Raw genomic sequence first — 13583 nt, forward strand, 5'->3', positions numbered from 1 at the left:
CTGGCGGCCCCTTGCTATAAAGGGAGGGTCCCGTTCCGAGTCCCTCAGGAGTCTCCCCATGCGCCAACCTGATTCGGTTCCCGTCGGCGGTTCCGCCGCCGCGCCGCCGCCCGTTCGCCAGGGAAGGGCCCGTGTGGCCACGGCGGGCGGTTTCGCCATCGGCACCGGCCTGCTGCTCGCCGCCGTCTCGATTCCCAGTGCCCTGGAGGACGGCGGGATCGGGGCCTTGCTGGGAGGGGCGCTCGTCGTCCTCGTCGGCCTGGGCTTCGCTCTGGCGGGGCTGGCCCTGATCCTGCGCGAGCGCTGGGCCTACTGGACATGCCTGGGCATGAGCGCCGCCTTGGCGATAGTGACCCTGGTGGACGGGCTTCGGACTGGAAGCGGTGCGATCGTCTCCGTCCTGATCTACGCGGTGCCGGTCGCGCTGCTGGTGCGGCCCTCGAGTCACCGCAGGGCGGACCGTCCGTTCCTGGCCTGGAGGAAGCGGTCCGGGAACGGGTCGTCCGTCCCCGCGCAGCCGCAGTGGACCGAGGGCGACGAGCGGATGCACTATACGGCGGCCCTGGCCACGCACCTGGTTGAGGAGCGCCTGCACGAGTGGCGTCCGATTCCGACGAGGAAGCGCACCGACCCCGGCGAGATTCCGCTGATGGAGACGCCCGTCAATCCGTGGACCTTCCGTCCCGTCGGGGACGGCACCTACATGCACCGGTCGTCGATCGCGATCGGCGATACGGGCTTCGTGGCGACCCAGCAGGCTCTGACCGCCCTGGGCAACGCCGCCGCCAAGTGGGAGGCGAAGGAGAACGCCAAGCCGAGGTGGGTCTACGAGGGCTACGGGGAGGTCCTGATCACCGACCGGCGGATCCACCTCCTCAGTGCCGACTACAACTACTCGGTCTACTACGGGGCGTTGGACACCGTCGACCTCGTCAATGAGGAGAACATCTACCTGCGCTACAACTCCGACGACGGGAGGGACGTCCACCTGCAGCTCAACGGGTTCTGGGCGCCGCTGGCGTTCGTGCTGGCGGCGGGCTCCTCGTTCCCCAACCACCCGGGGTGGGCCCGCCACGAATGGCTGCCGGAGGGCTTCGAGGACCACTGCGCCCGGTTCGGCAAAGAGGTTCCGGCACTGCGGAGTCCGACGGAGCGGAGGCCGCAGTGAGCCCTGTCGCGAGCACGGAGGAGGCCTCCCGGGAGAAGGGGAGGGCGGCCGTGAAGAAGGCCTCCGGCCTCTATCTGGTGTTCGGCTCCCTCATGTCGGTCGTCCCGCTGTTCATCTTCCTCGTCGACGGGGTCGAGCACTGGTGGCAGTGGCTGATCCCCGCCGCGGGGGCGGTGCTGCTGACCGTCGGGATCGGACTGCACCGGAGGGAGCGGTGGGCCTACTGGACCGCTCTGGCGGTGAGCGCGTTGACGGTCGGAACCGTGGTCTGGGCCTTTCTGGCGGAGGGCGGTTCGCTCGTCGGTGGTCTCCTGACCGTGCTCTTCTACTCCTGCCCCCTCTTCTACCTGGCACGCCCGGACAGCCTGCGCTACGCCGACAGGCCGTTCCGGTCCGGCCGGTCGTGAGGGGCGCCCGGTTGCGGAGGGTTCCTATAGTGGAACCGTTATGAATACGACACGCGATCGCCTGTTCAAAGGCGCCTTTATCCCCGCATTCGCACTGGTCGCAGCATTTTCTCTGACGGCGTGCAATGACAGCGAGCCCGAGTCCGAGAGCAGCTCCCAGGACTCCGGTTCTTCCCCCGAACCCGCCGATCCCCCGACACCCGAGCAGACGGCCCTCAGCCTCGCGGACGTCGACGTCCTCGCCCTCCCCGACGAGTTCTTCGACGTGGCGACGTGCAGTGCGCTGGACGTATCGGCCGGCAGGAAATCGGTCGACGCGACGTGGAACGAGTCCCCCAACAGCATGTCCGACGTGAACGAGGAGGGGGCGTCGTTGAAGTGCGAGTGGTACTACGAGTACGACGGCGAACCCACGCTGTTCGTCACCTCCCTGGGCAAGGGCGGCGGAGAGGAGTTCTTCCAGAACATCCTCAACCCCTACCACGACGGCGACGTCGAGGTCCCCGGAGACTCGGTGACGTTCGAGGGCGGCGAGCCCGACGAGGTTCACACCTACCGCAACGAGAGGATCGAGACCACCGAGGGCACCTATCCCAAGCTCGGGATCAACTTCGTGCACGGCCAGGCGTCCGTCCAGACGTACTGGCTCAACGGATCCCTGCCGGACGACGAGGCGCTCCAGATCATGGCCGACGTCGCCTGGAACGCCTGGGCGGAGCTGATCCAATCGGGCGACTGGAAGTCCGCGACGGGCGTTTAAGAAGGAAGGGCATCGCGGGGGCCGGGTCGAACCCGGCCCCCTTTTCACCGTGTGCGCAGCAAGGTCAGAGGTCCGCCGGATCCTCGCCGGCCTGAACGCGCGCCACTCTCTCCTGGAACTCCTTGGTGGAGTTCACGTGCGGGAAGGGCTCGTCGGGGACGGGCACCTGGAGGAAGCCGCACAGAGGCTCCCATCCCTCGCGCGGGTTGAACTCGAGGAGCCGGCCCTCGGGGACGGTGGAGCGCACCTCTTCGAGGTGGCGCGAGTAGAAGGCCTCGAGGGCGGCCTTGTCGGAACGGTCGGTGCCGCCGGCGGCCTTCTGCCACACCGCCTCGACCATGTCGTGCCAGCCGGACTCGACCATCTCCTCCGGGGGATCGTCGAAGCCTTTGAGGACGGTGTTCAGCATGCTGGTCGCCCACTGTTCGGGCGAGTCGCGGAAGGAGAGGACGACCGGGGCGTCAGGGTAGGCCTCGATCAGCTCCTTCCAGAAGGCCGAGGTGGGCCAGTCCACCGCGGCGCGGTAGCCCTTGTACACTTCGTTCCAGTCGGTCGGCTCGCCCGCCGCGGCGGCGGTGAACCGGGGAACGTCGCGTTCCAGGTTGTGAGCCACCTCGATCATGTGGTGGCAGGGTGCGTCGAGGAGCTTCTCCAGTGCATTCTTGAGTGTTAGCGTGCCGGTGCGGGGAAGCCCGGCGCCGATGACGTGAAGCATCCTCCGACGATAGGCCCGGTGACGGCGAACCGCAAGGGCCGGAACTATAATCGTCCAGCCGGACCGGTCCCGCCGCGAGCGCGGGCCGGGAGTCCGTGTGCCCGGCAGCGGCCCGGCGGACACCGCACGACCACCATTGCGCGCTCCTTATACGATGTACTGAGAGTCGTTCGCAAGTCTCGACCACTTGATGTGAGGTTACCTTGTCAGCACCGGCCCCGCCCCAGGCTCCTGTCGGTCCGTCCCCAGTAGGCGCTCCGCCGGAGCCGGCCGAAGACCCGGTCGAGCCGGCCCGGGACGAAAGCCCGTCCCGCCTCCGCCTGAGCCTGTCGCGCACCCCCGGCCGGCTCATGTGGGCGATGACGCTCTCCATCCTGCTCATCGTGATCGCGGGAGGCTCCGCGGCCTCCTCCATGATCGCCAAGGACGACACCATCAACGGCACCCGTACGGGAGCCGGAAAGCTCGTCGTCACCTCCTCCGACCTCTACCAGGCCCTGGCGACGGCCGACGCGGTCTCCTCCTCGACGTTTCTCAGCGACCTCCAGGTCGAGGGCGCGCAGGAGAGCTACGAAGAAGCGGTCCGCGACGCCTCCCAGGCCCTGGCCTCGGCGGCCACCCAGGTCGCCAACGACTCCGACGCCGCCATCGTGGCCGAGCTGAACGTCGCCCTGCCCACCTACACCGGCCTGGTCGAGACCGCGCGCACCTACGACCGCATGAACCTGCCGGTCACCTCCGCGCACCTGCGCCTGGCCTCGACCATGATGAGCACGCAGATCCTCCCCAAGGCCGAGGAGCTGCGCGACAGCGCCCAGCGGCAGCTCAACGCCGACCAGTCCTCGGCGACGTCCATCCCGTGGGCGGCCTTCGCGGCGGCCATCGTCGCACTGGCCTTCCTCATCACCGCGTCCGTCTGGCTCAGCCGGCTCACCAACCGCACCTTCAACCTGGGCCTCATGGGCGCCACCCTGGCCATGGCCGCCATGTCCGGATGGCTCATCCTCTCCTCCCTGGCCACCACGGCGCACCTCGACCGCGCCGCCGGGACCGGCTCCGAACCGTTCGAGGACGTCTCCAACGCGCAGATCGCCGCCCAGCAGGCCGCCGCCTCGGAGTCGATCCTCTTCCTCGCCCGCGGAGAGGACGCCACCGCCAAGGAGACCTTCGAGTCCAACATGGAGGCGCTCATCGGCGAGGAGGCCATGCTGGCCGACATCGCCGCCCAGTACGAGGGAACCGAACTGGGCGACAAGCTCGCGGCGGCCGAACAGGCCGCCGTCCAGTGGCGCGAGCGCCACGGCGAGGTGTTCGCGCTGATGGGCGACGGCGAGTACGAAAAGGCCCTGGAACTGGCCATGGGCAGCGGTGAAGGGACCGTCGTCGCCTCCTTCAGGGCCGTCGACGACGCCCTCGACGAGGCCTCCGAGACGTCGCGCGGGCGTTTCGAACGCGGTCTCGACGACGCCCGCCGCGCCCTTTCCGGCACAGCCATCGGCCTGGGAGCCCTCGCCGCGCTCGCGGTGGGCTCCGCGGCGATCGGCCTCCAGCGACGCATCCGGGAGTACCAAGCATGAGAATAAGGACCACCGCCGCGACGGCGGCCGCCTCCGTCGCCCTCTTGACCGGCTGCTCGGCCGGCCAGGGCATCAACGTCGACGAGGTCCCCGTCCCCCAACCCCTTCCCGAAGGCGCCACCGTCAGCCCCGACCTGGAGCCCGTCGAAGTGCAGGAGACCTGCGAGGGCGGCTTCGACCGCACCCAGTCCCTCAAGCCCTCGGGCGCCAGCGCGGCCAAGGCCCGCGCCCAGCTGAACGACGAGGACGTCATCTCCATCGGGGTCAGCCAGACGACCAACCTGATGGGCTACCGCGACCCCTCCACTGGGCGGCTCGGCGGCTTCGACATCGACATCGCCACCGAACTGGCCAAGGCCATCGGCGGGGAGGACGTCTCCATCCACTGGGTGCCCATGACCTCCGGAGAACGCGAGGACGCCCTCGACTCCGGGCGCGTGGACTTCGTCGTGCGCACCATGTCCATGACCTGCGCGCGCTGGGAGAACATCGAGTTCTCGTCGGTATACCTGCAGGCGCACCAGAAGACCATGGTCGACTCGACCTCCGGGATCGAGACGCTCGACGACCTCACCGAGGACCACACCGTCTGCTCCTCGGGCGGTTCGACCTCGCTGCCGCAGGTGCTGGAGCAGACCTCCGCCCAGGCGCTGACGGTCAAGGACTTCAACGACTGCATCTCCCTGCTGCAGCGCGGCACGGTCGACGCGTTCACCACCGACGACACGATCCTGGCCGGGCACGCCTCGCAGGATCCGAACCTCTTCATCCTCCCCGACGCGATCGCCGAGGAGCCCTACGGTGTGGGAGTCGCGAAAGGCTCGACCGACCTGGTGGAGTTCATCAACGAGACTCTCGAGAAGATGCGGGAGGACGGTCGCTGGGAGGCGGCGTACGGCAAGTGGCTCGAAGGCGAACTCGGCAAGACGAGCCCGCCCAAGGCAGAGTACAGGTAGCGAGGCGTGAGGCGATGACCCAGGAAGAGAACTACACCCAGCGCTACCGCCCGGGCGAGGGCGCCGACGTGCCGCAGGCGCCGCAGATGCCGGCGAACCAGGCGCCCGCCCCGGCCCAGCAGCAGGCTCCGGCAGCGCAACCGCAGCACCACCCCCTGCCGCAGGCCCCGCACGCTCAGCAGAACGGCCCGGCGCCGCAGGCGAACGCCGCCCCCACGGCTGCTCCCACGCAGGAGGAGCACACCGACACCGTCGCCGTGCGCCGCCGCCTCCAGTCGCAGCAGCCGGTCGGCCGGCCCGGCGTCCCCGTGCCCTACTCCCCCGTCACACCGCACCCGTCCCCGGCCGTCTCGGTCGGCACCATGTCGGGTCCGATCACCGGGCCGGTCACCGGAGCCACCTCCGGCCCCGTCACCGCCGGCGGTTCAGGCCCCACGACCAGGTCCTCGAGCCGCACCGGCGGAAAACGCACCGGCATGGCGTCCATGCCCCCGGTCGAACCCCGCGACCCGGCCGAGGCGGTGCTCGCCGACGCGAAGGTCTCGGAGGGCAAGCGCGTCTGCTCCTCGTGCGGAAAGAAGGCCGGGCGCGCGCAGGCCGGACGCCCCGGCCGCACCGAGGGCTACTGCCCCCACTGCCGCACCCGCTACTGGTTCACGCCCTCGCTGCGGCCCGGCGACTCCCTCGCCGACCGCTATGAGGTGCTCGGCACCATCGCCCACGGCGGCCTCGGCTGGATCTACCTGGCCAAGGACACCAACTTCCAGGACGACCTCCAGGACCGCTGGGTCGTGGTCAAGGGCCTCATCTCCACCTCCGACGAGGACGCCGTCGAGGCGGCCATCAACGAGCGCCGCTTCCTAGTCGGCATCGACCACCCCGGCGTCGTCAACATCATCGACTTCGTCACCGCCTCCGACGAGCGCTCCGGCGAGATGCAGACCTACATCGTCATGGAGTACCTGGCGGGCAAGTCGCTGCGCGACATCCGCGAGGAGCCCGAGGAGGACGGCACCGTCCTGCCCATGCCTCTGGCGGACACGCTCACCTACACGCTGGAGATCCTTCCCGCGTTCGAGTACCTGCACGACTCGGGCCTCCTGTTCTGCGACTTCAAGCCGGACAACGTGATCCACGTGCAGACGTGGCTCAAGCTCATCGACCTCGGCGCGGTGCGCCGCATCGACGACATGGAGTCGGCCGTCTACGGCACGCCCGGATACGCGGTGCCCAACGACGAGATCCTCTCGGCGGGCCCGTCGATCACCTCCGACCTCTACACCATCGGCCGGTCCATGGCCGTCATGGCGCTGGACTTCAAGGGCTTCACCAAGAAGTACCGCAACGCCTTCCCGCCGGCCGAGGAGACGGAGCTGTTCCGCCGCTTCCCGTCCTTCCAGCGCCTGCTCCAGCGCACCTGCAACGACGAGCCGATGGCCCGCTTCCAGGACGCCGCCGAGATGCGCACCCAGGTGCGCGGGGTCCTCGGCGAGGTCGAGTCGGTGGAGAAGGGCCGGCCCCTCTACGAGGCCTCCACGCTCTTCTCCGGCGAGGCGGCCGTGTTCGGCGTCCCCGACGTGGAGAACGACCTCGCCCTCCTCTCCGACCCCCAGTCGGTCGTGGAGTCGCTCCCCCGGCCCCTGCCCGACCCCGACGACCCGGCCACGGCGTTCCTGCAGACCGTCACCGCCTCCCAGCCGGCGGTCGTGCTCGCGGAGCTGGCCAACGCCCCGGCCCAGACCCACGAGGTCCGCCTGCGCCGCGTGGACGCCCTGATCGACCTCGGCGACCTCGCCTCGGCCGCCCAGGCCCTGGGCGAGCTCGTCCAGTCCGACGGCAACACCTGGCAGGCCAACTGGTACGCGGCCATCCTCCAGCTGGCCGGGCGCGACGTCGCGGGCGCCTACACCTCCTTCGACAACGTGTTCTCGCACCTGCCCGGAGAGCTGGCGCCGCGCCTGGCTCTCGCCGCCTGCGCCGAGGGCTCCGGCCACATCGACACGGCCGCGGCCCACTACGAGCGGATCTGGGCGGTCGACCGCCGTTTCGTCTCGGCCGCGTTCGGCCACGCCCGCCTGCTGGAGAGGGCCGGCCGAATCGACGACGCCATCCGCACCCTCCAGCAGATCCCGACGACCTCCTCGCAGTACCACACCGCGCAGGTCGCCGCGATCCAGCTGTCGCTGCGCTCGCCGATGCCGCCGGACATGGAGCGCCTCCACCACCTGGGCAACACGCTGACCGGGCTCAGGCTGGAGCCCGGCCGCCACCACCTCGTGGCGACCAGGCTGCTGAACTACGCGCTGCACTATCTCAACGCCACCGGGACGACCGGGGCCCCGCCGGTCCTGGGAACCGACGCCACCGAGCGCGACCTGCGCTTCGCCCTCGAATCGTCCTATCGGAGCCTCGCCCACGCCCAGCAGGACCGCGAGAAGCAGATCCACTACATCGACCTGGCCAACACCAGCCGGCCCCGCACCCTCCTGTAGAGCCACCACCCGAGGAAGCCACCATGACACAGCCGACCATGGCACCGAAGAAGTGCAGCCTCTGCTCCCTGCCGGCCGAGATCGGGCGGTACTGCGAGGATTGCGGGGGCGACCTCGTGGAGGAGCCCACGCCGGTCGCCTCCGTGCCGGACGACGGGGACGCCACCGCGGCCCTCCCCGTGACGGTCCTGGCCGAGCAGGAGGAGCCTGAGACTCCCCCGGCCGGGTGGATCTCGTCGGCGGCCGAGGTCGACAACCCGGACCACCCGGGCGGGTCGAGCGACCACGCCGAGTTCCGGCACGGCAATATCGGCGCCGGCACTGACGTGGGCAAACGCCACCACTACAACCAGGACTCGATCGCGGCGGGCCATTCGGAGGCCGGACACGCCTTCGCCGTGGTCTGCGACGGCGTCTCGGGCGCGACGGACTCCGAGCGGGCCTCGCTGGCCGGAACGGAGGCGTCCGCCCAGGCCATGCTGGAGGCGCTCAACGCCGGGGAGCTGCCCGAGGCCGCCTCCCAGCGGGCGGTCGAGGCCGCCCACGCCGCCGTGGCCGAGGTCGGGCGCCAGTACCCGGACTCGCCGCCGTCCTGCACCTACGTCTCGGCGATCACCGACGGCGACGAGGTGGTCATCTGCTGGGTGGGCGACTCGCGCGTCTACTGGGCGGGCGCCGACCAGTCCAACGAGCTGACCGTGGACGACACCATCGCCGCCCGGCTGGACTACGCCGGGGCCGACCCGAACGACGAGCGCTACAAGAGCCCTTACGCGAAGGCGCTCCTGGCCTGGCTGGGGGCCGACGCTCCGAATCTGAACCCCAACCTCATCCGCCTGACCGTCGACGGAGGTCACATCGTGGTTTGCAGCGACGGCCTGTCGCGGTACTTTAGTGGGCCGGGGGACCTCGCGCCTCTGCCCGAAGGCGATGTGAGCGCAAAGACTGTAGCGTTGATAGGTAAAGCACTCCAGTGCGGAGGGCATGACAATATCAGTGTTGCTGTCATCGAGCTTTCCCCGCCGCAACCTATCGGCGGGCCCGTCGTTGACATACAAGAAGGTACAACAAAGCTGCGTGTGGACAGCGAAGCTGAAGGAACCACACTGCTAAGAGGGGGACGATAGTGACCTACCAGCCGAATTATCCCGGTGGTGCCCCGCAGCCTGGTGGATACCAGTGCACGTGTGGCGCTTTCCCGCAGGGACCCAACTGCGAGCAGTGTGGGACGCCGAACCCCGCATGGGCCGGCGCTCAGCCGCAGGGCCAGCCCCAGGGCCAGGACCCGTACGGCGGTGGTTGGGGTCAGCAGCAGGGCGGCTACGGACAGCAGCCCGACCCCTACGGCGGACAGCAGCAGCCCGGCCAGGACCCGTACGGTCAGCAGCCTGGTCAGGACCCGTATGGTCAGCAGCAGCCGCAGGACCCCTACGGTCAGCCGTCGGCCCCGCAGGACCCTTACGGTCAGCAGCAGGGCGGATGGGGCCAGCAGCCGGGCCAGGACCCCTACGGACAGCCGTCCGCTCCTCAAGACCCCTATGGCCAGCAGCCCGGTCAGGACCCGTATGGTCAGCAGCAGCCGCAGGACCCCTACGGTCAGCCGTCGGCCCCGCAGGACCCTTACGGTCAGCAGCAGGGCGGATGGGGCCAGCAGCCGGGCCAGGACCCCTACGGACAGCCGTCCGCTCCCCAGGACCCCTATGGCCAGCAGCCCGCCCACGACCCGTACGGCCAGCAGCCGGCCCCCCAGGACCCGTACAACCAGCAGCCCGCCCCGCAGGACCCCTACGGTCAGCAGCAGGGCTCCTTCGGGACCCCGGCCCCCGACGCCTACGCCCAGCCGCAGGCCCAGGACCCGTACGGCAACACCGCGGCCCCGCCGCAGGACCCGTACGCCCAGCAGCAGGCCGACCCCTACGCCGGCCAAGGCGCCTGGGGCGGTGCTCCGCAGCAGGACGCGGGCGGGGGATTCTCCATGCCCGACCAGCAGCCCACCGACGTGGCGGCGGCCTACGCCCCGCCCGGGGGCGGCGCGGGCGGAGTCTCGCGCTGGGCGGTCACGGTCAACACCGACCAGAGCTACTTCAACAAGGTGACCGCCGGCGACGAGTCGGGGCAGCTTCAGTTCCCGTCCTTCCGCAGCCCCAAGCGGTTCGGCTTGGAGACCGGGGAGGTCACGATCGGCCGCTTCTCCGCCAAGCGCGGGGTCACGCCCGACGTGGACCTGTCCAACGACGCCGCCGACCCCGGGGTCAGCGCCCGCCACGCCAAACTGGTCAACAAACCGGACGGGTCGTGGGTGCTGGTCGACGTCGGCTCCTCGAACGGGACGTTCCTGAACGGCTCGGACGAGCCGCTCGCCCCGCACGTGGAGATCCCCGTCGGCGACGGCGCGACGATCAACCTGGGCGCCTGGACCCGCATCGTGGTCAACTACGAGGGCTAGCGCTCCCCGAACGACGAATGGCCCGTCGAGAGTTCGCTCTCGGCGGGCCTTTTCCATGCCCTGAGAACCGCCTCGCGACCCGGCCGCGACCAGGTCGCGTCCGAGCCGGGGCCCGGCGTTCAGCCCGCCGCCGGGTCCGCGCCCGGCCTTCACCGGGCACGGAAAAAGGGGACGACCCGGAGGTCGTCCCCTTTTCAACAGCCTGACGCCAGAGCCCTCAGGGCCTCACGCCGGGAGTAGGGTCCTAGCTGCAGCCGCTGGTGGCGCCGCAGCCGTCGCACGCGTAGCAGGAGCCGGACGGGCGCATGCGCGTACCGCAGTTCATGCACAGCGGCGCGTCCGCCTCGCGGGCCGCCGAAGAGTACAGCAGGTTGGAGCCGTTCGACGACGCCGGCTTCGCCGCGGGCGACACCGGGGCCTCCGCCTTCTCCGCGTCGGAGTCGGCCTGCTCGGACACCGTGGCCGGGTCCTCGCCGTTGAGCTCGGCGGTCCGCTCGGCGGTGGTCAGGATGCCCAGAGCGGCGCGCTCGTCGTAGGGCAGGTAGTCCAGCGCCAGGCGGCGGAAGATGTAGTCCACCAGCGAGCTCGCCATGCGGACGTCGGAGTCGTCGGTCATGCCGGCCGGCTCGAAGCGCATGTTGGTGAACTTGCGGACGTACTCCTCGAGCGGGACGCCGTACTGCAGCGCCACCGAGATGGCGATGGAGAAGGCGTCCATGACGCCCGCGAGGGTCGAGCCCTGCTTGGACATCTTGAGGAAGACCTCGCCGATCTTGCCCGTGTCGGGGTAGGTCGAGGCGGTCATGTAGCCCTCGGCGCCGGCGACGTTGAACGACGTCACCTGCGAGGAGCGGCGCTGCGGCAGCTTCTTGCGGACCGGGGCGCCGGCCTCGGAGACGGTCTCGGAAGAGGCGGTCTCCGCCTCCTCGGACTCGTTCTTCTTGGCCGACAGCGGCTGCCCGACCTTGCAGTTGTCGCGGTAGACGGCCAGGGCCTTGAGGCCCAGCTTCCACCCCTGCAGGTAGATCTCGCCGATGTCGTCGATCGTGGCCGACTCGGGCACGTTCACCGTCTTGGAGATCGCGCCGGAGAGGAACGGCTGGACGGCGGCCATCATGTGGACGTGGCCCATCGGGGAGATGGAGCGCTGGCCCATGGCGCAGTCGAAGACCGTGTAGTGGTCCTCCGACAGGTGCGGGGCGCCCACGACGTGGCCGTTCTCCGCGATGAAGTCGACGATCTCGCCGGCCTCCCGCTCGCCGTAGCCGAGGCGGTCCAGCGCGCGCGGGATGGTCTGGTTGACGATCTCCATGGAGCCGCCGCCGACCAGCTTCTTGTGCTTGACCAGGGCCAGGTCGGGCTCGATGCCGGTGGTGTCGGCGTCCATCATGAACGAGATGGTGCCGGTCGGGGCGAGCACGGAGGCCTGGGCGTTGCGCCAGCCGTTGACGGCGCCGAGCTTGTTGCCCTTGCCCCACTCGTCGCGGGCGGCGCCCAGGATGGTGGCGTCGATGTCGCCGAAGGTGCGGACGTCCTCGACGGCCTTGGCGTGCTTGGCCATGACCCGGGCGTGCGGCTCGGCGTTGACGGCGTAGCCCTCGTAGGGGCCGACCGCTCCGGCGATCTCGGCGCTGCGGCGGTAGGAGACGCCGGTCATGAGCGCGGTGATCGCGGCGGAGAGCGAGCGGCCCTCCTCCGAGTCGTAGGCCAGGCCGGAGGCCATCAGCAGGGCGCCCAGGTTGGAGTACCCGATGCCCAGCTGGCGGTACTTGCGGGTGGTGTCGCCGATCTTCTCGGTCGGGAAGTCCGCGAAGGAGATGGAGACCTCCATGGCGGTGATGACCGTTTCGACGGCCGCGGCGAAGCGGTCGACGTCGAAGGAGCCGTCGTCGGCCAGGAACTTCATGAGGTTCAGGCTGGCGAGGTTGCACGACGAGTTGTCGAGCGACATGTACTCCGAGCACGGGTTGGACGCGTTGATCCGGTCGGTGTTCGGGTTGGTGTGCCACGAGTTGATGACGTCGTCGTACTGGATGCCCGGGTCGGCGCACTCCCACGCGGCCTTGGCCATCTTCTTGAAGACCGAGCGTGCGTCGCGGCGGCCGGCCTCGGAGCCGTCCATGCGGTTGCGCAGGGCGTAGTCAGTGCCCTCGTCGACGGCCCTCATGAACTCGTCGGAGACGCGGACCGAGTTGTTGGCGTTCTGGTACTGCACGGACACGATGTCGTCGCCGCCCAGGTCGACGTCGAATCCGGCGTCGCGCAGGGCGCGGATCTTGTCCTCTTCGCGGGACTTGGTCTCGATGAACTCCTCGACGTCGGGGTGGTCCACGTCGAGGACGACCATCTTGGCCGCGCGGCGGGTGGCGCCGCCGGACTTGATGGTTCCCGCCGAGGCGTCGGCGCCGCGCATGAAGCTGACCGGGCCGGAGGCATTGCCGCCGCTGGAGAGCAGCTCGTTGGAGCCGCGGATCTTGGAGAGGTTGACGCCGGCGCCGGAGCCGCCCTTGAAGATGAGGCCCTCCTCCTTGTACCAGTCGAGGATCGACTCCATGGAGTCGTCGACCGAGAGGATGAAGCAGGCCGAGACCTGCTGGGGGGCGGCGGTTCCCACGTTGAACCACACCGGCGAGTTGAAGCTGAAGTACTGGTGCAGCAGGAGCCAGGTCAGCTCTTCGGAGAAGATCTCGGCGTCCTCGTCGGAGGCGAAGTAGCCGTTCTTGCGGCCGGCCTCGTGGTAGGTGTCGACCACGCGGCTGATCAGCTGCTTGAGGCTGGACTCGCGCTGGGGCGTGCCCACGGCTCCGCGGAAGTACTTGGAGGTGACGATCTGGGCGGCGTTCTGCGACCAGAAGGAGGGGAACTCGACCCCGTCCTGCTGGAAGTTGACCGAGCCGTCGCGCCAGTTGGTCATCACGACGTCGCGCTTCTCCCATTCGACCTGGTCGTAGGGGTGTACGCCGTCGGTCGTGAAGACGCGCCGGACTTTCAGACCCTCACCGGTGCGCTTGGCGTTCTTGCCTGCGGTGGCTTTCGCTGTCTTAGCCATGAGACTTGGCCTC

At 69.6% G+C, this 13583-nt stretch carries 10 protein-coding genes; 8 read left to right on the top strand and 2 right to left on the bottom strand.

The window, feature by feature from the left end:
- Nucleotides 1–58 precede the first annotated feature (58 nt).
- From ACFTE1_RS12650 to ACFTE1_RS12660, 3 genes are read left to right on the top strand one after another with little or no spacing between them, the layout of a single operon-like run.
- Nucleotides 59–1168, top strand: coding sequence for a hypothetical protein (locus tag ACFTE1_RS12650; RefSeq protein ID WP_380622746.1), 1110 nt, complete (start codon nt 59–61; stop codon nt 1166–1168).
- A complete protein-coding gene (locus ACFTE1_RS12655; protein WP_380622744.1) occupies nt 1165–1575 on the top strand; it encodes a hypothetical protein in 411 nt (136 codons plus the stop codon). The genes ACFTE1_RS12650 and ACFTE1_RS12655 overlap by 4 nt, the downstream gene beginning before the upstream one ends.
- A gap of 40 nt (nt 1576–1615) precedes the next feature.
- Nucleotides 1616–2335 carry a hypothetical protein gene (locus tag ACFTE1_RS12660; RefSeq protein WP_380622742.1) on the top strand — a complete coding sequence of 240 codons (720 nt, stop codon included), beginning with the start codon at nt 1616–1618 and terminating at the stop codon, nt 2333–2335.
- Nucleotides 2336–2399: 64 nt separating this feature from the next.
- On the opposite strand, the gene ACFTE1_RS12665 is transcribed toward ACFTE1_RS12660, so the two are convergent.
- Nucleotides 2400–3050, bottom strand: a complete 651-nt coding sequence (locus tag ACFTE1_RS12665; protein WP_380622740.1) for a sulfotransferase family protein — start codon at nt 3048–3050, stop codon at nt 2400–2402.
- 359 nt (nt 3051–3409) lie between these two features.
- Here ACFTE1_RS12665 and ACFTE1_RS12670 point away from each other — a divergent pair, with 359 nt between their 5' ends.
- Genes ACFTE1_RS12670 through ACFTE1_RS12690 form a run of 5 tightly spaced genes read left to right on the top strand, consistent with a single transcriptional unit; the run spans nt 3410 to nt 10521 of the window.
- Nucleotides 3410–4627: a hypothetical protein gene (locus ACFTE1_RS12670; RefSeq protein ID WP_380622738.1), complete on the top strand. Its 1218-nt coding sequence runs from the start codon at nt 3410–3412 to the stop codon at nt 4625–4627.
- The gene (locus ACFTE1_RS12675) at nt 4624–5583 is read left to right on the top strand and encodes a glutamate ABC transporter substrate-binding protein (RefSeq protein WP_380622736.1); all 960 of its coding nucleotides are present in this window, start codon (nt 4624–4626) and stop codon (nt 5581–5583) included. The genes ACFTE1_RS12670 and ACFTE1_RS12675 overlap by 4 nt, the downstream gene beginning before the upstream one ends.
- Nucleotides 5584–5597: 14 nt before the next feature.
- Nucleotides 5598–8075 carry a tetratricopeptide repeat protein gene (locus ACFTE1_RS12680; RefSeq protein WP_380622734.1) on the top strand — a complete coding sequence of 826 codons (2478 nt, stop codon included), beginning with the start codon at nt 5598–5600 and terminating at the stop codon, nt 8073–8075.
- 23 nt (nt 8076–8098) lie between these two features.
- Nucleotides 8099–9202 (top strand): PP2C family protein-serine/threonine phosphatase, encoded by a 1104-nt coding sequence (locus ACFTE1_RS12685; protein ID WP_380622732.1) that lies wholly within the window; start codon nt 8099–8101, stop codon nt 9200–9202.
- Nucleotides 9202–10521: an FHA domain-containing protein gene (locus ACFTE1_RS12690; RefSeq protein WP_380762734.1), complete on the top strand. Its 1320-nt coding sequence runs from the start codon at nt 9202–9204 to the stop codon at nt 10519–10521. The genes ACFTE1_RS12685 and ACFTE1_RS12690 overlap by 1 nt, the downstream gene beginning before the upstream one ends.
- Before the next feature lie 244 nt (nt 10522–10765).
- Here the strand turns inward: ACFTE1_RS12690 and ACFTE1_RS12695 are convergent, their stop codons facing one another.
- Nucleotides 10766–13570 (bottom strand): vitamin B12-dependent ribonucleotide reductase, encoded by a 2805-nt coding sequence (locus ACFTE1_RS12695; RefSeq protein ID WP_380622728.1) that lies wholly within the window; start codon nt 13568–13570, stop codon nt 10766–10768.
- Nucleotides 13571–13583 lie beyond the last annotated feature (13 nt).

It is taken from the genome of Salininema proteolyticum (assembly GCF_042685645.1).
Taxonomy (GTDB): Bacteria; Actinomycetota; Actinomycetes; order Mycobacteriales; family Micromonosporaceae; genus Salininema; species Salininema proteolyticum.

Coding starts and splice junctions, on each gene's coding strand:
- ACFTE1_RS12650 (WP_380622746.1), top strand. CDS start 59: ATGCGCCAACCTGATTCGGTTCCCGTCGGCGGTTCCGCCGCCGCGCCG.
- ACFTE1_RS12695 (WP_380622728.1), bottom strand. CDS start 13,570: ATGGCTAAGACAGCGAAAGCCACCGCAGGCAAGAACGCCAAGCGCACC.
- ACFTE1_RS12660 (WP_380622742.1), top strand. CDS start 1,616: ATGAATACGACACGCGATCGCCTGTTCAAAGGCGCCTTTATCCCCGCA.
- ACFTE1_RS12685 (WP_380622732.1), top strand. CDS start 8,099: ATGACACAGCCGACCATGGCACCGAAGAAGTGCAGCCTCTGCTCCCTG.
- ACFTE1_RS12665 (WP_380622740.1), bottom strand. CDS start 3,050: ATGCTTCACGTCATCGGCGCCGGGCTTCCCCGCACCGGCACGCTAACA.
- ACFTE1_RS12675 (WP_380622736.1), top strand. CDS start 4,624: ATGAGAATAAGGACCACCGCCGCGACGGCGGCCGCCTCCGTCGCCCTC.
- ACFTE1_RS12670 (WP_380622738.1), top strand. CDS start 3,410: ATGACGCTCTCCATCCTGCTCATCGTGATCGCGGGAGGCTCCGCGGCC.
- ACFTE1_RS12680 (WP_380622734.1), top strand. CDS start 5,598: ATGACCCAGGAAGAGAACTACACCCAGCGCTACCGCCCGGGCGAGGGC.